Raw genomic sequence first — 19384 nt, forward strand, 5'->3', positions numbered from 1 at the left:
ACATGTCCAAGGACCAGGTCCGCGGCTGGGGCTTTGTAACCCCGGCCCTGCTGTGGACCATCGCCTTTTTCATCGTGCCTTTCGTTGTAATGGGCGCGATGAGCCTTGCTTCACTTGAAGGACGAACGCTTGTTTGGGACTTGTCACTGGCCAACTATGCCGAGCTACTTGAAAAGAAGTATCTGTGGCGGGCGATCCTGGTTTCGCTTGAAATCACGCTAACGGTGACGGTGATCTCAGTCGTGCTGGCTTATCCGCTGGCCTGGATCATTGCTTTTCGTGTTTCGCCACGCTGGCAGCGTCTGGCCCTGCTACTGGCAATCCTGCCGTTCTGGACCTCCTATGTGGTGCGCTCCTATGCATGGTTGCTGGTTCTGGCGCGTGAGGGCGTAGTGAACGAGACCCTGATGTGGATCGGAGCCATCGCCGAGCCGATCACGCTGGCCAATACGCGCTTTGCTACGGTGACTGGCTTTGTGCATTTCTTTGTGATGCTTCTGACCCTGACGATCTATGCCAACCTGATCCAGCTGTCCCCGAACTATCGCCGGGCCGCAATGGACCTTGGCGCCAACGCGTTTCAGACCTTCCTGCACGTGATCTTGCCGCTGACTCTGCCCGGTATCGTCACCGGAGCATTCTTGACCTTTGTCCTATGTATCGGTGACTACGTCACGCCGCAGATTCTGGGCGGCAACACCGAACTGACCGTGCCACAGGTCATCATGGTGCAACTGGGACGGCGTGCGGATTTCCCGCTGGCTTCGGCGCTGGCCATTGTCTTGATGAGCATCGTCGCGCTGGCCTATCTGCTATCCGCCCGCTGGTTAAGGCTTGACCGGCTATGATGCGCTTTCTGCCCTGGGCCTACCTGATCGCCGCTTTTGTATTTATCTACCTTCCGGTGGGCGTGCTGGTCCTGTTCTCGTTTCAGGAAGGATCGCTGCCTGTGCCACCGTTCAACGGGCCGTCTATGCAATGGTACCAGACCATTCTTGGGGACGAGGATTTGATGGCAGCGCTGCGCAATTCGATCCTTGTCGCGTTCGGGTCTTCTGCGGTTGCCGTGGCGCTGGGATTTCTGGCGGCATACGGGCTTGCACGGCACGTTCTGCCAGGATCGGCCCTTATCCGAGGGCTGCTGATCGCCCCCCTGACGGTCAGCTACCTGATCGTTGGGCTGGGCCTGCTGATCGTTCTTACGCGCTCGGGTTTTGGCGTTTCGCTTTGGACCGCAGCCATCGGACATGTGGTCATCAACTTGCCGCTGGCCTTCGCCATCATCTATGCCTCGATGGGAGCACAACAGCAAAACGCCGAACGCGCCGCCCGTGATCTGGGCGCGTCCGAGCCCAAGGTGATCGCGTTGGTGACAGTACCGATGTTGCTGCCCTCGATTGCGGCGGCCTTTTTCTTGTCGGTCACGCTCAGCTGGGATGAGTTTATTATCTCCTTCCTTCTAACCCGATTTGACGTCACCTTGCCGGTTGAAATCTGGTCGCTGCTCAGGTCGGGCCTGTCGCCGCAACTGAACGCAATCGGCAGCTTTGTCTTCTTGATTTCAGTTGCGGTTGTGTTGCTGCTGGAACTCACCATCTTTCGGAAAGGCCGCCAATGACCGCGTCTGTCACGTTTTCGGGTCTCAATCACTGGTTCGGTCAGTTTCAGGCGCTGTCCGGGATCGACCTGCAGATCGAGGCCGGTGAATACGTGACTCTGCTGGGCCCGTCCGGCTGCGGTAAGACCACTCTTTTGTCGATCCTAGGGGGGTTTCTTGAGCCTACCCAAGGCCGCGTCCTGATCGGCGGTCAGGACATGACCCGTGTAGCGCCGGTCAAACGTCCCACGACCACGGTGTTTCAGGATTATGCCCTGTTTCCGCACATGTCCTTGCGCGACAATGTTGGCTTTGGCCTGCGTATGAGCGGTATGGGTCGGAAAGACCGCCACGCACGCGCCGAACAGATGCTGGATCTGGTTGGTCTGAAGGATGTGGCGCTCAAACTTCCTCATGCCTTGTCCGGTGGGCAGCGACAGCGCGTCGCCCTAGCGCGGGCCCTGGCGGTCAATCCGGACGTTCTGCTGCTGGACGAACCGCTGGGCGCGCTGGACCTCAAGCTGCGGCGATCCATGCAGGATGAGTTGAAAAGCATTCAGCAACAGATCGGTACAACCTTTGTCCACGTCACCCATGATCAGGAGGAAGCAATGGCGATTGCCGACCGGATCGTGGTCATGAGCCGTGGCCGGATCGAAGATCATGGCACCCCAGATCGGGTCTACCGCCATCCGGCAACCCTGTTCACGGCGGATTTCATGGGCGAAAATAACCACATTTCAGGTGTGAAATCCGGGACGGGTTTTGAAACGCCGTTTGGACTATTGCCAACCCTGAACGCCCCGGCCTCGACCAAAGCCGCAATCTGCCTGCGTCCCGAGGATATCCGCGCCGACGATCAAGGATCATTCCCGATGGGGCAGGCCACGGTGACGGCGGCGGCTTTTTTCGGAACCTATTGCCGGGCGCACCTGTCGCCGGCCTGTGCCCCGGACCTGAGCCTGACGGCCTATCTGGCCCCTGACCGCCCTTGGGCGCAGGGCGATGTGGTATCGGTGTCCGCAAATGTCGAGAATTTTCGCCTGTTCGAACCGGAGACCCCCTGATGCAACGCGCGCAACCGCAGGATTGGTACCGCACAACCCGCAAAGGTGAAGACGTTACCCTGATCGATGAGCCTTTCATCACGCCTTTCTATCGCTGCAACATGTGGCATGTACGTGGGCGCGACCGCGATATGCTGGTCGACAGCGGCATGGGCGTTGTGTCGCTGCGGAAATGGGTGCCTCTGGTGACCGAACGTGCGTTGACGGCGGTTGCAAGCCACACCCATTTCGACCATATCGGCTGTCATCATGAGTTTGAGGACCGCGCGGTCCACAGGGCCGAAGCCGATATTCTGGCCAATCCGACGCGCGTGGCGACGCTGGCCGATCCTTATGTGACGGACGAGATTTTCGACAGTCTGCCGCCCTTGCCCTACCGATCCGACACGTATGCGGTCAGCGGCGCGCAGGCGACGCGGCTGCTGGACGATGGCGATATTGTCGATCTTGGGGACAGGCATTTCGAGGTGATCCATACACCGGGTCATTCACCGGGCGGAATTGCCTTGTGGGAGGCCGCGACGGGCATCCTGTTCTCGGGCGATATTGTCTATGATGGCGAGTTGATCGAAGACACCTATCACAGCAATGCTCAGGACTATTACCGCTCGATGGTGCGCTTGTATGATTTGCCGGTGGAAACCGTGCATGGGGGTCACTTTCCCAGCTATGGCCGGGATCGCCACCGCGCAATCATTCGCGCGTGGTTGGAAGGAAAGAACACGGCGCCATGACTGGCCTGCCCACCAGGATGAAAGCGGCGATCAGTACGGGGCCGGGTGCGCCGCTGGTCGTGACCGAGGTACCAGTGCCCATAGCAGGTCAGGGTCAGGTTCTGGTCAAACTGGAAAGCTGTGGGATTTGCCACAGCGATCTGCATCTGCGTGATGAAACGTTACCCAACGGCGCTTATCCCAGAGTGTTTGGGCATGAAGGGATAGGGCGCGTTGTGGCCGTGGGTGCAGGTACTTTCAAGGCTCCGACTATTGGCGCGCGTGTCGGGTTGCCATGGCTTTACGACACCTGCCTTGCCTGCAAACCTTGCCGATCCGGGCTTGAGAACTATTGCCCAACGCAACAAGCGCGGGGCGTTGAACAGGATGGGGCTTTTGCAGAATATGCGGTGCTTGAGGCCCGCTTTGCCTGCGAAATCCCCGATCAAATCGACCCCATCACAGGCGCACCGCTGCTGTGCGCAGGGCTTACTGCATGGAGCGCGCTGAAACGCTCCAAGCTTGAGGCAGGCCAAAATGTTTTGATCATCGGGGCAGGGGGTTTGGGGCAATACGCTGTCCTGATCGCCAAAGCCCGTGGCGCGCGTGTGATCGTCGTGGATCAGGACTCTGCCAAGTTGCAGACGGCGCAAAACCTGGGGTCGGACTTGGGTATCCTTGCCGGTCCCGAAGCAGGCGCGGCTGTACGGCAGGCCGGAGGTGCCGATGTTACGCTGAACTTTGCGCCAACCCCTCGGGTCTGGCAGACAATCAAGGACGCTGTGAACCCGCTGAGCGATATTGTGGCTGTGGCTCTAGTGGATGATCCGGTTGATCTGTCGATGCTGTGGCTGATCGACGGGGGGCACAGGGTTTACGGTTCCTCTGTTGGGACACGGCAGGATTTGTTGGACTTTCTGAACTTTGCGGCGCAAAACCCTTTGGCAGTGAATGTTGAAACTGTACCGTTGGATCAGGTAAACCATGCGCTGGATCGGCTGCAAGCGGGGGATGTAGCCGGCCGTTTGTGCGTGGATTTCAGTCTGTAGCCAAGTATGTCACGACCCCGTTGCAGATCGTTGCCGCAATGGCAGTGTCGCCTGCGTTGCTGTCCGTCAGCATCCGGTCCAGCACCACTATATCAGCCAGCAAGCCGGTCGCCAGACGCCCAAAATGATCATCGCGGCGGCAGGCATAGGCCCCTTCGCTGGTATAGGCGGCAAGGGTGTCTTCAAAACTCAGACGCTCGTCCTTTTGATCGGCGTCCCAGACCTGCCGGGTCAAGGCGATGTCGATCCCGGTCAAAGGTGGCAGGGCTGCAATCGGCCAATCGCTTGAAAAACAGACACGCGCGCCCGTCTCTTTAAGAGTCCGCCACGTGTAGGCGTCGGGCCATTGGTCCCTGCCGATGATCGAGGCCAGAGGCTCCAGCGGGAAATCCCCGCATCCCGGCGGATGCGGCGGCATGAACGAGGCGACCACATCAAGCGCGGCAAAGCGGGGCCGGTCTGCAGGGTCTAGCAACTCGATATGTTCTATCCGGTGCCGATTGCCCTGCGGGTCGTTGGCAGAGTGGGCGGCCTCATAACCATCCAACACCGCGCGTACGGCCCCATCCCCAATGGCATGAACCGCGATCTGGAACCCGCGCTTGTCCAGTTCCACCGCCAGATCGGAAAATCGGGCTGGGTCATGCAGCGGCGCACTTTTGTGGCCGGGTGTATCGGGGTAGTCCCGCACCCGGTATCCGGTGTGCGCATCCAGCGTGCCGTCCATGAAAAATTTGACCCGGTTGCACCACAGCATCGGGCTGTCCAGCTTACGCCGCATCTGCTCGGCAATCTCGATGTTTTCGACGGGTTCGCCGGGCGTGAAGTGATAGGGCAGCTCAAGCCGGCAACACAGATCGCCCTCGGCCTCGATCTCTTGTAGAAGACTGGCCTGATAAAGGTTGCCGTCCATATTGATGATCGTCGTGATACCGTGCTGGGCGCAGTATTGCAGCCCTTCGCGCATCAATGCCTTGTCGGTCTCGCGCTGAGCTTGCGTCACTTCTTGGGCCGGTTCGACCCCCTCCAGCCCCAGAACCTCGCGCCCACCATGGCGGCCAAGCGCCTGTATCGTGGCAACGGCCGGAGGCTCAATCAGCGTGCCAGTGGCGATCCCGTCCGGGTCCGATTCAATATGCGAACCCGGTCCCAGATCGCGCCCCCGTAGCACATCAGCAGCCTGTAGCGCCGCGGTATTTGCCCAGCCGTTGTGAAAATCCGCGCTTTGCAGCAACAGCGGGCGATCGGGGCATATCGCGTCAAGAATATGCCGGTCCGGATTTTGGCCACCGTCAAAACTCGCATAGGCCAGACCCTGTGCCACAAGCAGGTTGTCATCAGGGTTTTGTGCGGCAAATTCCTGAATGGCGCGGGTCAGGGCTGCAGTGCCCGTGATCGCCTCAAGCCGCAATACCTTCAGGGAATAGGCGCCGAAAAACAGATGCATATGGCTTTCGACAAAGCCCGGCAGAACCGTTGCGCCCTCGGCGTCGACGACCCGAGTGTCGACGGTACATAATGCCTTGATCTCTTCCGTTGATCCAACCGCTGCGACCCGATCCCCCGACACGAATATCGCCTGCTGTCGCGGGCCACCGGGCTCCATCGTGCGCAGATCGGCATTCACGATTGCAAGCGAAGAGGTCATGCGCGCGGCTTTCGACTAAGGGTGGGCTAGATTCAGTGCCACGGTGTCTGACAAATAGGGGTTCTCGTCGCGCGATTGGGCATAGGCATCTGGATCAATCGAGGCCGAGATCACCTGTCCGCCCTCAGTGGCAAAACCCAGTTGCTGACCGTCTGGGGCCACGATCGAGGACATGCCCTGATAGGCATAGCTTTCGTCAGAGCCTGCGTGATTGGCATAGACGACAAAAACCTGATTTTCGAAGGCGCGCACCGGTACAACCTGTTGCGTGATGAACGCTCCGGCTGGGCCTTCGGCCATCGCTGTTGGCACAATGATCACTTGCGCCCCGGCATGCGCCAACCGACGCACGTTTTCAGGAAATTCGATATCGTAGCAAATCAGAAAACCAAGGGTCAGACCGGCCATTGTGGTCATCACCAAGGACCGCTCGGGCGTCTTGAAGATACCTTTTTCATAGGGGCCATACAGACAGTTTTTGCGATAGATCAGCGGACTATCAGGGTCATCACGGTCGATGATCATGGCGCTAATATAGCGGGCATCGCCCTCGGCCTCTGGGAAACCGGCGACTAGGCTGACGCCGCTGTCGCGTACGGCTTGGGTCAACCGTTGCACCCATAGCCCATCCTTCGGTTGCGCCAGATCACGTAAGATCGCGCCGCGCCCGTATCCGGTGATGGCCAATTCAGGCGCAACCAACAGGTCTGCTTCCGAAGCGTGCAAGGCTTGTTCGATTTGGGTCAGCCGATCCTCGGTGCTGCCTTCGGCTTGCATCTGATATGCGGCGATCTTCATGTCACGCGTCCCTTGTTCCGGCGCAGTTCGATCAAATTTTCAGCGCCTACAGCTGTGACGGTATTCAGCACGCCAGAATTTGCAAATAGTGCGTTGCAAAACGATACATTTCTCTGGCTCAATGCAAGGATGAAAATCACAGGCTCAGATATCCATCTTTTGACTGTTTTTGACAGTGTTGTTCGGAACCGGGGATTCTCGGCGGCGCAGGTTGAGCTGGGCCTTAGCCAGCCCACGATCTCGAACCACATCACCGCGCTCGAGGAACGTCTGGGCGTGCGTCTGTGCCAGCGTGGACGGCGCGGGTTTTTGCTGACTGAAAAAGGGCGGATGGTGCATCAGATCGGTCTTGCGCTGATGGACTCTCTGGATCAGCACTCGACCCATCTGGCCGAGTTAAAGGGCAACCTGGTCGGACGGCTGAAACTGGCCGTCGTGGACGCCACCACAACCGATGAGGCATTCAAACTGCCCCAAGCAATCAAGCAGTTCACCGAGGCCGCTCCCGCCGTGCGTATCGACCTTGCGATTTCCGAGCCGCAAGATATTCAGCAAGGCGTATTGGACGGTACGTACCATATCGGATTCGGAAGTTTTGATAATGTGAGCAATGGCTTGCATATAACCGATCTGTATTGCGAACATCATGCACTTTATTGCTCGGACACCCATCCGTTGTTCTCGGCACCCGCGGACGCCCTTGGTGACGATGCCATTTCTCAGCACGCTTGGGTTCATCGCGGGTATTGGAACCAGCAAAGGCAAAAGACCCAGCATTCCTCGGATCGAGACCTTTTTGTGCAAGAAATTGAAGCGCAGCTGATCCTGATCCTCAGTGGGGCATATATCGGGTTGTTGCCGCTGCATCTGGCCTCGGGTTGGGAAAAGCAGGGGCGGTTGCGGCGCTTGCCCAACAGCAGCCGTGATTATTCTTGCCCTATGCAGATCGTCACACGGTCCGGAGCGGTACCTAAGGTAAATGGGCTGTTCATCCAGACCCTTCAGCAAATGTATGAGGGGGAATACATTGCTAAATGACAATGTAAGGGTTTGCGCATCGCTATTTGTTGGCCCAACCGAGCCAATTAGGGTCAGAAGGACTTTCGTATGACCTCAGCCGCAGGAACCATAATGCCAGACACGACCGCGCCGCGTTACAACCAGCCTTTGGGTGGCAACGACATGCCCCGTTTCGGAGGCGGCACGACAATGATGCGCCTGCCAGCGCAGGAAACCGCCGCCGGGCTGGACGCTTGTTTCGTGGGTATTCCGATGGATATCGGCACCTCGAACCGGACGGGTACGCGTCACGGGCCACGTGCGATCCGGGCCGAAAGCTGCATGTTGCGGCCCTTCAACATGGCCACGGGCGCGGCTCCTTTTGCCAACATGCAGGTTGCCGATATTGGCGATGTGGCGATCAACACGTTTGATCTGAAGAAAACCATGGACATCATCACCGGCGCCTATGATCAGATTCTCAGCCACGATGTCGTTCCGGTCACACTGGGCGGAGATCACACGCTGACCTACCCGGTGCTGCGCGCGATCGCCCGCAAACATGGCCCAGTGGCCTTGATCCATGTGGACGCGCATTCAGATACGAATGACGAAATGTTTGGCGAAAAAATTGCCCATGGCACTCCGTTCCGCCGTGCGGTCGAAGATGGGCTGCTGCAGAATGACAAGGTGTTCCAGATTGGCCTGCGCGGGACGGGTTATGCGCCTGACGATTTTGACTGGGGCCGCAATCAGGGCTTTACTGTCATTCAGGCCGAGGAGTGCTGGCACAAATCCCTGACCCCCCTAATGCAGGATATCCGCGCGCGGATCGCGGATGTGCCGACCTACCTGACCTTTGATATCGACAGTCTGGACCCGGCCTATGCGCCCGGAACCGGGACGGTCGAAATGGGCGGGTTGACCAATATTCAGGCGCTCGAAATCGTGCGCGGTTGTGCCGGGCTGAACCTTGTCGGAACCGATCTGGTCGAGGTCTCGCCGCAATATGATGTCAGCGGCTGCACTGCGCTGATCGGGGCCAACTTGGCCTATGAAATGCTTTGCGTCCTGCCCAAGAACCGGGCCAACTGAACAAAACCAACAGGAGATCACAATGCCAACCACCCTTTCACGCCGCCGATTTTTAGGTACCGCTGCCGCAACCGGGGCTGCCGCGCTGGCCGCACCCGCCATCGTGCACGCCGCCCAGTCACTTAAGGTTGGAACCTATGGCGGGTTCTTTGAAGACAGCTTCAAGCAGTTCATCTTCCCCGAATTCACCAAGGCCACCGGAATCGAGGTGAACTCGGTCGCCGTACCTACCGGCGAGACATGGCTGGTGCAGATCAAGAACGCTGCCCGCGCCAAAACCGCCCCTGCGGATGTGTCGCTGATGGCGGGTATCCCGCGCAGCCACGGGGCGGATCAGAAAGTGTTCAAGGCGCTGGACGACTCCAAAATCCCGAACCTGTCGAACATGCCTGACAGGTTCAAGGACCGCTATGACGACGGTACCCTGTTCGGCGTCGGCGCGGTGTCGTGGTACATCACGCTGTGCACGAATTCGGACGAAATCCCCGAAGCTCCGGACAGCTGGGCCGCGCTGTGGGATGAGACCTATAAGGATCAAATCGGTCTGCTGGGACTCGCGTCGAACTCGCATATGCTCGAGGTAACGGCGGCCACTTTCTTTGGTGGTACGGATATTCTGGACACCAAGGACGGTATCCAGCAGGTGTTCGACAAGCTGTCTGAACTCGTCCCTAATGTGCGGCTTTGGTACAAGGACGAAGGCGCGTTCCAGCAGGCGCTACAAGATGGTGAGATTCCGATGGGTCAGTACTATCACGATGTGGCGGGTCTTGCCGCTGCCGAAGGGTTCCCGGTGGTCTCGACCTTCCCGAAAGAAGGCGCGGTTGTGGACTCGGGCTATTGGATCGTGCCCGAACACGCCCAGCCGGTGGATGAGATTCACGAGTTCATCAACTTTATCTCGGCGGCCGAAACGCAGGCCCTGTTGTCGCGCAACGTGGGCACCGCGCCGGTCGTCGACCCTGCGCTGACGGATTTGACCGAAGAAGAACTGGCGGCCGTCAGCAGCCCCAAAGCGCCGATCGTGCCGCGCTACGACATTTACAAGGATCACGCGGACTGGATTTCCGACACCTGGAATCAGATGATCGCGGGATAACACCACTCACGACACTGGCCCGTCCCGCGCAGGTGGGGCGGGCCGCTTCCTTTGTTGAAAGAATAGACCCTTATGCCCGGTTTAAGCATCGAAAACGTCACCAAGAAATTCGGCACCGTGACGGCCGTCAAAGATGTGAACCTTCAGTTCAATACCGGCGAGATGATCTGTTTTCTGGGCCCCTCTGGCTGTGGCAAGACCACTCTGCTGCGGATGATCGCCGGGCTGGACGAACCCACGCAAGGCACGATCCGGTTCGAGGATCAGGACCTGACCGGCGTGCCCGTACATCAGCGCAATATCGGCATGGTATTTCAGTCTTTTGCGCTGTTTCCGCATCTGAATGTGGGCGAAAACATCAGCTATGCGATGCGCATTCGGGGTCATTCCCGGTCGGAATGCGAAGACCGCGCGCGGCAGTTGCTGGATATGGTTCACCTTCCGGGGCTTGAGGATCGCAAGATCTCGCAATTGTCGGGGGGTCAACGTCAGCGCGTGGCCATCGCGCGCGCCTTGGCACTGAACCCGCAGGTGTTCCTGCTGGATGAGCCGATGTCAGCGCTGGATGCCAATCTGCGCGAGGTTATGCAGATCGAGCTGCGCAAGCTGCAGCAAGAGCTAGGGATCACTACCGTCGTCGTCACCCATGACCAGACCGAGGCGATGACGATGGCCGATCAGATAGTGGTCATGGGCAAGGCGCAGGTGCTGCAGACCGGCACCCCGATGGAGATTTACAAGACTCCGGTCGACAAATTCGTGGCCGGGTTCATCGGCACCAGCAACCTGCTGCCTGCCAAGATGTCAGGGCCTGACAGCGTGCATGTGAACGGGGCCGCTCTGAACGTGGGCGGCAACACAGGTCATTTTGCCCTAGGCGATGACGTTCTTCTGATGACCCGCCCGGAAGAGGTGTTCGTGTATCACCCCTCAGATGTGGATGTGGCCAATTCGGTCACCGGCACAGTGACATTCGTGCGTGATATCGGCGCCACGATCGAGATTTTGGTGGATTGCGCCGGGCATGAGGTGATTTCGGTCTTGACGCCAAAGGACTGGCCCAATGTGAAAGTGGGCGATCAGGTCCATGTTGAAATGCCCGCTGCGGCCTGCAGCGTGCTGGCGGTTTAGGAGGGAGAAGATGCAATCAAGCGCGCTTTCCCGCTATATCGGGCTGATCCCGTCCTCGGTGATGATCGGGGCGTTTTTTGTGATCCCTTTCGTCCTGATCTTGCTGACCAGCGTGTCCACGCCAACCGATGACGGAGGCTATGCCACCGGCTTTGACCTGCAGCATTTTGAACGCTTCCTGACGTGGTTCTACATCGAACGGGCGCTGTTCTCGGCAGGTCTGTGCGCGCTTATCGCGGTGCTGAGCTTGCTGATCGCGTATCCATTCACCTATTTCCTGACCACGTTCCCGCCGCGCTCGCAGACCTTTTGGTTGATCTACATTCTGGCGCAGCTGTCCCTGTCCGAAGTGCTGATCGCCTTCAGCTGGCAAATCCTTTTGTCCCGCACCGCAGGCGTGGCCAACATACTTGTCTGGATCGGGGTGATTGAGAAAAGCTTTGCTATGACCCCCTCGGCAGGCGCAGTAGTCGCCGCGCTGGTCTATCTGACCGTGCCGTTTTCAGTCCTGCTGCTGTTTCCCGCGCTCAGCCGGTTGGACAAAAGCTTGATCGAGGCATCGCGCACGCTTGGGGCCTCGCCTTTGCGGACGTTTTTCACGGTGATCATTCCCGTTACGCGGCCTGCGATCATCTCGGGCGGGGTGACGGTGTTCGTGCTGACGCTGGGGGCCATCATTGTGCCGCAGGTTCTGGGTAAGCCCGAACACTGGACGCTGTCAGTGCTGATTACGGATCAGGCGATATTCAATTTCAATATGCCCTTTGCCTCAGCGCTGGCGGTGGTGTTGCTGGTTCTCAGCGCGACGGTGATCTGGCTGGTCACGAAATTCTCGGGGAAAAAGACATGAGGGCGCTGCGCAGTATCTATCTGGCGCTGTTCGCGCTGTATCTGATCGGGCCGATCCTTGTGATTGCGGCCGTTTCGTTCAACGCCAAAAAGTTCCTGGCCTTCCCGCCGCGCGGCTTTTCCTTCCGCTGGTATGCCGAGGTTTTCGTGGCGAATGATTGGTTCACGGCTTTGAAAAACTCTTTGTTCATCGCCTTTGCCTCGGCCAGTCTGTCGGTTCTGATCGCGACGCCGGTGGCATATTTCGCGTGGCGCTATGGGCTGCGCTATGCCAAGGCGCTGCTGGCGCTTGGGGTGGCACCGTTCATCCTGCCACCTGTGATCATGGCGCTGGCCTTCCTGCTGTTTTTCACCGGGATTGGGCTGAACGGGTTGATGATCAACGTCATCATTGCCCATGCGGTCTTCCTGCTGGCGCTGCCTTTGGTCACGATCTCACTGGGGTTGGAAAGCGTCGATCACGCGCTGATCGAGGCCAGCCAGACCATGGGCGCCTCAAACGCCGTAGTCTTCCGCACGGTGATCCTGCCGATTGCCGCCCCCTTTGCCTTTGCGGGGTTTGCGTTCTGCTTTGTCCTCAGCCTGAATGAATACATCATCGCGCTTATGACCGTGGGCTTCTCGGTCGAGACACTGCCGATCAAGATTTTCAACGCCCTGCGCTACGGCTACACGCCTGTTATTGCGTCGATTGCGGTGATCTTCATGGTGATAAATATCGTGATTTTTGCCCTGATCGCGCGGTTTTCAAACTTGGCTCGTATTCTCGGCGCGATGGAGTAACCGACCCATGCCCCATGATCACGATCCTCTGGAAGAAGGCCCCGCCCTGCGCGTGCGCGCGCTGGAGGAGCTGATGGTGGCCAAGGGGTTGGTCAAACCCGAAACGCTGGACAGCATCGTTGAATATTATGAGCGCGAAACCGGCCCGCGCAATGGCGCGGCTGTAGTGGCGCGGGCGTGGACAGACCCAGAATACAAAGACTGGCTGCTGAGCGATGGCACTGCGGCGATCAACGCAATGGGGTTCAGCGGGTTTCAGGGCGAACACATCCGTGTGGTCGAAAATACGGATGCGGTTCACAACGTCATCGTTTGTACCTTGTGTTCGTGCTATCCGTGGCCGGTGCTTGGCCTGCCACCAACATGGTACAAAAGCCCCGCCTACCGGTCGCGTGTGGTGCGTGAACCCCGCGCGGTTCTGGCGGAATTTGGTGTCAGCCTGCCCGATGAGGTGCAGATCAAGGTTTGGGACAGCACGGCCGAAATCCGCTATCTGGTTCTGCCACGCCGCCCCGACGGGACTGAGCGGCTTTCCACCGCAGAACTGGCTGATCGTGTCACCCGCAACGGCATGATCGGCACGGCTTTGGTTTAGGGGCAGGGGATGGACGGCATTCATGATATGGGTGGGATGCACGGGTTTGGCCCGGTGCCCTGCGATCAGGACCGGGCGTTTGACCACGACTGGCAAAAGCGCGCTTTCGCCCTGACCGAGGCTTTGGCGTGGTCAGTGCCCTTCTGCGCCGATGAACACCGCGCGGCAATCGAACGTATCGCGCCGGAGGACTATCTGCGGCTGGACTATTTCGAAAAATGGACCGTGGCCGCCACCGCGCTGGTACAGGCGGCAGGTCTGGTTGATCCGCAGGAAGTCGCATCGGGCCGCAAACGGTTCGACATTGCATTGGTCGACCACCCAGCGGTTGGCCCGGCTGACATACTGGCGGCCACCAAAGCAGGGGCTGAGATGACATTTCCCGCAACCACCGCCGCGCCACGCTTTACCGTTGGCCAGTCGGTGCGCGTTCTAGCCAATAGCCCCGCCGGCCATACGCGGGTGCCGCGCTATGTGCGCAACCACGTGGGACAGATCACCTTGAATGCCGGAGTTTTCCAGTTTGCCGACACCATGGCCGTAGGGCAGGGACCTAGCCCGCAGCATTGCTACTGTGTTGAGTTCTTGGCGACCGACCTATGGGGCAATGACGCGGACCCGAAGGGTCGTGTCTGCCTGGATCTTTGGGAGAACTACCTTGAACCCGCTTGACGCGCATCAACAGGCAGCAGCCCAGCTACGCAGCTCTATTCCGGGGCTAAGTGAAGATCCGTTGTTCAGGGCTCCCTGGCAGACAAGGGTCTTCGCCCTTGTTGTGGCTCTGGTCCAACAGGGGCACTTTTCCTGGGCCACTTTTCAATCCCGATTGGCAGCGTTGGTGACAAAGACCGAAAAGCAGAAACATGCAACCTCGGCCGCGGCGGTGGAAGGCCTCTATTTCAATTGCTGGCTGCAGGCGATTGAAGAAACGCTGGAAAGTCAGGGGATGTTGAGTGCCCGAGACATCGACCAAAGGATTGCAATAGTGCGTGAAACCGTCAAAGAAATCAGAGCTGCGCAATCTGGATCCTAAGGCACCAAGACAACCTCACCTGCTCAATATCGAGGGTACTGGGGTAAACCGGTCGATTTCGGTACCCGCCTCAAAAGACCGGTTGGTAAAGTCACTGATGCCGGGCTAAAGCGCAGCTTCGGGTTCCGCCGAAATCTGCCCCTCCTGCACCACGGGTATCAGTGAAAATCTTTTCGCAATTGGTTTCAACTGAATGTCAGGTCACGGTTTCCGGCCAGCACGGACTGTAGAACCCGGGTGACTTGTGACCGCCGCATGACACGCGGAACAGCATAGGATGAGCGCGCTTCGGCCAGCGCATCGCTGGAAATTACACCGAAGTCCTTTGATTGGAGGTCGGTCAGGCTGGCGGGAATTCCAACGCGGTCCGCCAGGGCATCGACACGGGAAATGAACTGCTCGGCCAACAGGTCTGTGTCGTTTGAAGCGCTGGCAGTCAGTATTTGTTCCAGCTGAGCAAACCGCGCGGCGCAGGTCTTTTTGTTGAACCGCAACACACGCGGCAGAATGACCGCGTTGGCCAGCCCATGGGGCGTATTATAGTGCGCACTGATCTGATGTGAGATTGCATGCACATACCCTAGGCTGGCCTTGGTAAAGGAAAAGCCAGCCAGGAACGATGCCAGTGCCACCATCTCACGCGCATGTTCGTCATGACCATTTTCATAGGCAATCGGCAAATATTCAAACAGCAGCTTGATCGCCATTGCCGCATCGCGGTCGGTGTCGTCAAACCGATTGCGCGAGGTATATGCCTCGATCGCGTGGGTCAATGCGTCCATACCGGTGGCGGCAGTCATGGGCGCTGGCAGAGATTTCAGCAACCCGGTGTCAAAAGCGGCGGCAATCGGGATGTATTTCGGATCAACAAAGAACTTTTTCTTGTGCGTTTCGGTGTCCGATATCACCGCCGCGTTTGTCACCTCGGAGCCGGTGCCCGATGTGGTCGGCACCACATAGAACGGCAGCAGCGGCGCGTCGACTTTCAAAGTGCCGGTCAGCTTTTTCACCGACTTACGACTGGTGCTTGCGGCCGCAATCACCTTTGCAGCGTCGATGGCTGAACCGCCACCCACAGCAAAGACGGCATCGCATTTATTGTCGAGGCTGGCTTTCAGCCCCGCTTCAACTACGGCAAATGTGGGGTTCGGGATGATGCCGTCGAAGGTTGTCACGTGACAACTCCGGCCCTTCAGAAAGGTGATCAGGTCATCCAGCATTCCGTTTTGCAACAGAAAGCTGTCCGTAACGATCAAAGGACGCCTCTGCCCGTTCACCACCATCAAGTCGGCCAGTTTGCGGGCTGCATCCGGGCCTGAAAACGTTAGTGGTTTTTGCGGCGTGTAGAACGTGGACAGCGCCCGCAATGCGATACGAATAGGAGCGTGAAGCATGACAATCATCTTCCGTTAGCAATTGGCTTTTAGGGTGGCCCGACCCTCTGCACAGTTGGGGAGAGAGCGAAGGGATGCGCAGAGGATCGGAGCCAATTCTGCGGGTTCAGGGTTTCTGAACCGACGCAGGTGAAACTTGACGAGCAGTTTGAAGATCTTGCTGTCCCAAGATGTGCCAACGAACGTGTTGCCGTCCAATTTGCCTTCGCGGACAAAATCATTGGCATTTGAGAAGCTCGGGCCTTTCTCTTTGCCGTGACAATACCCTACCCCAGATGACCTGACGCCGCCAAAGGGTATGTCATCAACGTTCACTTGGGTGACAACGTCGTTGATGCAGACACCGCCCGAGTGGGTCTCGTGGGACGAGGCAGGAACATTCCGGTAGGTCGCCTGCAGCTCGGCAGGGAGATCGGGACCTGCATGGTCAAGTGCAACGACGTTCCGAACAGACATGGGGGTCTCTCACTCACGACTTAATGGGACAAGCACTGGCTTGAAACGTGCTACTAACATCGGGATTGGTCGGGCTTGAAAACATGTTCTAAGGGGACAAGTTTCTATCAATTTCGGACATGCGATTCACTGTGTTTCAAACGTGAACAGACGGTAAGAAACGGAAAATGCCCAGCCAGCGGGTCGGGCATTCCTTTGATAGTGACACCTGTCTACGAGACGAAATACAACGTCAATTCGGGAATGAAGGTTACAAGCAACAAAGCGATCAACATTAGGATGATGAAGGGGATGACCGACAGGCTTACCTCTGCGAACCGTTTCTTGAATGCCCCTGAAGCGACCAGAAGATTCAGCCCGATTGGCGGCGTCAGTAGGCCGATCTCCAGGTTGATGATCATGATGATACCCAGCTGAACCGGGTTGATCCCGAAATGCGCCGCAGCGGCCAGCAGAACCGGACCTAGCAGCAAAATGGCTGAAACAACATCGATCAGGCAGCCGACCAGCAGCAGCGCTGCGTTCAGTGCCAACAGGAAGGTCACCTTGCTGGTGAAAACGGTTTGCAGCCAGTCGGCAAAAGCCGCCGGAACCCCCTCGATCGCCAGAACTGACTTCAGCGAAAGCGCGACCGCGACGATCGGGAACAGAGTACCCAGCATTACCGCGGTCGAGACAAACTCTTCGAAGAAATCTTTGGATGACAGTTCGCGATAGACGATGAGTTCAACGAGAATGGCGTAGCCCACGGCCACGGCTGCAGCTTCGGTTGGTGAGAAATAGCCCGAGTAAATCCCGCCGAGCAGGATCACGGGGGTCATCAGTGCAAAGATGCCCTTACGAACAGCATCCCACAGCCGCTTGACCGAGAACGTCCCGCGCGCGTTGTTCAGGTTTGTGCCCATCGAATACAGCGCGAAGATAGCGGTCAGCAGAATACCCGGTATGATCCCGGCCAGAAACAAGTCGGCCACATTGGTCTCGGTCACGATGCCATAGATGATCAGCGGGATCGACGGCGGGATCAGAATGCCCAGCGTCCCCGCCGAAGTGACAGCCCCAATTGAGAATTTTTCGGAATACCCTGCCTCTTTCAGGGCCGGGTACATCACCACACCAACGGCCAGCAAGGTCGCAGCGGAGGAGCCGGACACAGCCGCAAACAGTGCGCAGGACAGGACCGACGCCATGCCCAGACCGCCTGGCATCCAGTCGGTCGCGGCGCGGACCATGGCGATCAGGTCACGGGCAATCGAGCCGCGCGACATCAGCTTTCCCGCAATGATATACATGGGAATGGCCAGCAGAACCTTATTGTCCATCGACGACCACAGGTCCTCGATAACATAAAGGACGTCTCCCCCGGCCCAGACCAGCTGGATATAGGCCGTGACGATCAGCAGGATCAGCACAACGTTCTGGCGCAGAGCCAGCATCGCGATGACGATCCCCAGAAGAATGATGCCGTCCATGTCAGATCTTCCTCAGTTCGGTTTTCACCATCGGGTCCCAGGCAAACATCAGATGTTTCAAAGCCGAGGACGCCAGCGCGTATGGCACAATGATCTGAACCGGCCAGAGCAAGATGTTGACCACCGGGACACGGTCGGCGAATTCCTTCGATTCCATGACGAACTCGACCGCGAAATAGGCGAAGACGAGCAGCAAAATCCCCGAAATCAGATCACCCAGCCGGTCGACAAAGGCGAATTTCAGGATGCCGTCGGCAAACTCGGGTCGGAAATGGGCGCCGCGCCCGGTGGCAAGGGTCAGACCGACCATTGCCGCCAGAATGCTGCACAGAACCGCAGTTTGCTGCGCGCCCCACAGAGCTTGCGATAGAAACTCGCGCGCGATCACATCCGCCAGCAGAAGCAGGGTTGTGGCAGCATATGCTGAAGCTGCCACAATGGCTTCGACACTCATCAGAAACCGAAGTAGACCCATTGGATTAAGACCCGCAGGCTTGCTTGGCGGCTTCGATCTGCTCAAGGATCGACACAGCTTTGGGGCCTAGTTGTTCAGCCAGTTCCTCGCGCAGCCCATCGGATGCGGCGCGCCAAGCAGCGGCTTCTTCGTCTGTCAGGTGTGCAACCGGAACACCAGCTCCTTCAAGTTGACCCAACAGAGCGGTTTCAGCACCCAGGATCGTGGCCGACAGGCCGGTGCCGCCCTCTGTGAAAGCCGACAGCCAATCTTTCTCTTGATCGCTCAGCTTCTTGTAGCTTCGGCCCGACACAGCAACAGTGCCGATCAAACGGGTGTGGTTGCTGACAGTGACATGAGGGGCCACTTTGTGGGTCCCGATGGCGATGCCGAACACGCCGGGTAGGAATGCCGCCTTGACGTTTCCGGTCTGCAAGGCCGGGATCGTGTCAGAGGTGCCCATCGGCACACCTACCGCACCAAGTCTACGTGCAAACAGTTCATCCGCCGTGGTTGCAGCCACGCGGACTTTTTGACCTTCCAACGCATCAGGAGTTCTGGCCGGTTCCTGCGAGAAAACCAGGTAATTGCCAACTTCCATCCAGGTCAGCGGCTCAAGGCCCGAATCCTGCAGGCTTGGGCCCAAAATCTCGCTCAGATGATTGAAGGCGACACAGCTGCCCTGTTCCGTGCTGTCATAGAGAAACGGCGAAGACACAAGATCCAGTTCCTGTCCAATCAGGGACAATGGAATGTTGGACACCATCACCAGATCCACACGACCCTTCATACCTTGCCGCAGGATTGTCTGTTCGTCGCCCAGCTGCGCATCGCCAATGACTTCGATTTTCAGTTCGCCACCTGACATCTCGGCGATCTGATCCGCAACACCCTGCGCCCATTGGCCCCAAGGCGATGACAGTGGCGCAACGGTTCCAAGTTTCAATACTGTTTCTGCCTGAGAGGCGGTACTGGTCAGGCCGGCTGCCAGTGCAATTCCGGCGACAAAAGATTTGAGTTTCATATTTTCCTCCTCACGTATTGGTCGCGGCGGTTGTCTTCCACCGACACCGGGGTTTCCGCGTCAAGCCGACCCCGGCGTTTCCAATTCCGTTAATGAAAGATTTGGCTTTTTCAAAAAATGTCGCGACT

Annotated in this window: 20 protein-coding genes; 14 read left to right on the top strand and 6 right to left on the bottom strand. The window is 58.1% G+C overall.

Features of this window, described 5'->3' with window-relative positions; translation table 11 throughout:
• Positions 1 to 2 precede the first annotated feature (2 nt).
• Genes ACR0DB_RS11330 through ACR0DB_RS11350 form a run of 5 tightly spaced genes read left to right on the top strand, consistent with a single transcriptional unit; the run spans position 3 to position 4426 of the window.
• Positions 3 to 848 (top strand): ABC transporter permease, encoded by an 846-nt coding sequence (locus ACR0DB_RS11330; RefSeq protein WP_480550909.1) that lies wholly within the window; start codon positions 3 to 5, stop codon positions 846 to 848.
• Positions 845 to 1618, top strand: a complete 774-nt coding sequence (locus ACR0DB_RS11335) for an ABC transporter permease (RefSeq protein WP_480550911.1) — start codon at positions 845 to 847, stop codon at positions 1616 to 1618. Before ACR0DB_RS11330 ends, ACR0DB_RS11335 begins: the two co-directional genes overlap by 4 nt.
• On the top strand, positions 1615 to 2664 hold the full coding sequence (locus ACR0DB_RS11340; RefSeq protein WP_480550913.1) for an ABC transporter ATP-binding protein: 1050 nt from the start codon (positions 1615 to 1617) through the stop codon (positions 2662 to 2664). Before ACR0DB_RS11335 ends, ACR0DB_RS11340 begins: the two co-directional genes overlap by 4 nt.
• Positions 2664 to 3398, top strand: coding sequence for an MBL fold metallo-hydrolase (locus ACR0DB_RS11345; protein WP_170783220.1), 735 nt, complete (start codon positions 2664 to 2666; stop codon positions 3396 to 3398). Before ACR0DB_RS11340 ends, ACR0DB_RS11345 begins: the two co-directional genes overlap by 1 nt.
• A complete protein-coding gene (locus ACR0DB_RS11350) occupies positions 3395 to 4426 on the top strand; it encodes an alcohol dehydrogenase catalytic domain-containing protein (RefSeq protein WP_480550916.1) in 1032 nt (343 codons plus the stop codon). The genes ACR0DB_RS11345 and ACR0DB_RS11350 overlap by 4 nt, the downstream gene beginning before the upstream one ends.
• Here ACR0DB_RS11350 and ACR0DB_RS11355 read toward each other — a convergent pair.
• Both ACR0DB_RS11355 and ACR0DB_RS11360 read right to left on the bottom strand, forming a co-directional pair.
• Positions 4416 to 6074, bottom strand: a complete 1659-nt coding sequence (locus ACR0DB_RS11355) for an amidohydrolase (protein ID WP_480550918.1) — start codon at positions 6072 to 6074, stop codon at positions 4416 to 4418. The genes ACR0DB_RS11350 and ACR0DB_RS11355 overlap by 11 nt on opposite strands.
• A gap of 15 nt (positions 6075 to 6089) precedes the next feature.
• Positions 6090 to 6872 carry a carbon-nitrogen hydrolase family protein gene (locus tag ACR0DB_RS11360; protein ID WP_480550920.1) on the bottom strand — a complete coding sequence of 261 codons (783 nt, stop codon included), beginning with the start codon at positions 6870 to 6872 and terminating at the stop codon, positions 6090 to 6092.
• 159 nt (positions 6873 to 7031) lie between these two features.
• On the opposite strand from ACR0DB_RS11360, the gene ACR0DB_RS11365 reads away from it, so the two are divergent.
• The 9 genes from ACR0DB_RS11365 to ACR0DB_RS11405 all read left to right on the top strand — a co-directional run bounded on the left by ACR0DB_RS11365 (position 7032) and on the right by ACR0DB_RS11405 (position 14456).
• Positions 7032 to 7910, top strand: a complete 879-nt coding sequence (locus tag ACR0DB_RS11365; protein ID WP_480550922.1) for a LysR family transcriptional regulator — start codon at positions 7032 to 7034, stop codon at positions 7908 to 7910.
• Positions 7911 to 8003: 93 nt separating this feature from the next.
• Positions 8004 to 8966 carry an agmatinase gene (speB, locus tag ACR0DB_RS11370; protein WP_480550924.1) on the top strand — a complete coding sequence of 321 codons (963 nt, stop codon included), beginning with the start codon at positions 8004 to 8006 and terminating at the stop codon, positions 8964 to 8966.
• 22 nt (positions 8967 to 8988) lie between these two features.
• Entirely contained in the window at positions 8989 to 10065 is a 1077-nt protein-coding gene (locus tag ACR0DB_RS11375) for an ABC transporter substrate-binding protein (RefSeq protein ID WP_480550926.1), read from the top strand.
• Between the two features lie 72 nt (positions 10066 to 10137).
• A complete protein-coding gene (locus ACR0DB_RS11380) occupies positions 10138 to 11196 on the top strand; it encodes an ABC transporter ATP-binding protein (RefSeq protein ID WP_480550928.1) in 1059 nt (352 codons plus the stop codon).
• A 10-nt stretch (positions 11197 to 11206) separates the two neighbouring features.
• Complete coding sequence (locus ACR0DB_RS11385; RefSeq protein WP_170755831.1) at positions 11207 to 12046, top strand: ABC transporter permease; 840 nt, start codon at positions 11207 to 11209, stop codon at positions 12044 to 12046.
• Positions 12043 to 12828 (top strand): ABC transporter permease, encoded by a 786-nt coding sequence (locus ACR0DB_RS11390; RefSeq protein WP_170771721.1) that lies wholly within the window; start codon positions 12043 to 12045, stop codon positions 12826 to 12828. The genes ACR0DB_RS11385 and ACR0DB_RS11390 overlap by 4 nt, the downstream gene beginning before the upstream one ends.
• A gap of 7 nt (positions 12829 to 12835) precedes the next feature.
• Positions 12836 to 13423 (top strand): nitrile hydratase subunit alpha, encoded by a 588-nt coding sequence (nthA, locus tag ACR0DB_RS11395; protein WP_480550930.1) that lies wholly within the window; start codon positions 12836 to 12838, stop codon positions 13421 to 13423.
• Positions 13424 to 13432: 9 nt separating this feature from the next.
• Complete coding sequence (nthB, locus tag ACR0DB_RS11400; RefSeq protein ID WP_480550932.1) at positions 13433 to 14095, top strand: nitrile hydratase subunit beta; 663 nt, start codon at positions 13433 to 13435, stop codon at positions 14093 to 14095.
• Positions 14082 to 14456 carry a nitrile hydratase accessory protein gene (locus ACR0DB_RS11405; RefSeq protein ID WP_170771717.1) on the top strand — a complete coding sequence of 125 codons (375 nt, stop codon included), beginning with the start codon at positions 14082 to 14084 and terminating at the stop codon, positions 14454 to 14456. The genes nthB and ACR0DB_RS11405 overlap by 14 nt, the downstream gene beginning before the upstream one ends.
• Positions 14457 to 14641: 185 nt before the next feature.
• Here the strand turns inward: ACR0DB_RS11405 and ACR0DB_RS11410 are convergent, their stop codons facing one another.
• The 4 genes from ACR0DB_RS11410 to ACR0DB_RS11425 form a co-directional block, all read right to left on the bottom strand.
• Complete coding sequence (locus ACR0DB_RS11410) at positions 14642 to 15850, bottom strand: iron-containing alcohol dehydrogenase (RefSeq protein ID WP_480550934.1); 1209 nt, start codon at positions 15848 to 15850, stop codon at positions 14642 to 14644.
• A 668-nt stretch (positions 15851 to 16518) separates the two neighbouring features.
• Positions 16519 to 17778 carry a TRAP transporter large permease gene (locus tag ACR0DB_RS11415; protein WP_170783209.1) on the bottom strand — a complete coding sequence of 420 codons (1260 nt, stop codon included), beginning with the start codon at positions 17776 to 17778 and terminating at the stop codon, positions 16519 to 16521.
• A 1-nt stretch (position 17779) separates the two neighbouring features.
• Positions 17780 to 18253, bottom strand: coding sequence for a TRAP transporter small permease (locus tag ACR0DB_RS11420; RefSeq protein WP_480550937.1), 474 nt, complete (start codon positions 18251 to 18253; stop codon positions 17780 to 17782).
• 4 nt (positions 18254 to 18257) lie between these two features.
• Positions 18258 to 19256, bottom strand: a complete 999-nt coding sequence (locus tag ACR0DB_RS11425) for a TRAP transporter substrate-binding protein (protein WP_480550939.1) — start codon at positions 19254 to 19256, stop codon at positions 18258 to 18260.
• Between the last annotated feature and the right edge of the window lie 128 nt (positions 19257 to 19384).

This window comes from Ruegeria sp. AB6, from assembly GCF_056542685.1.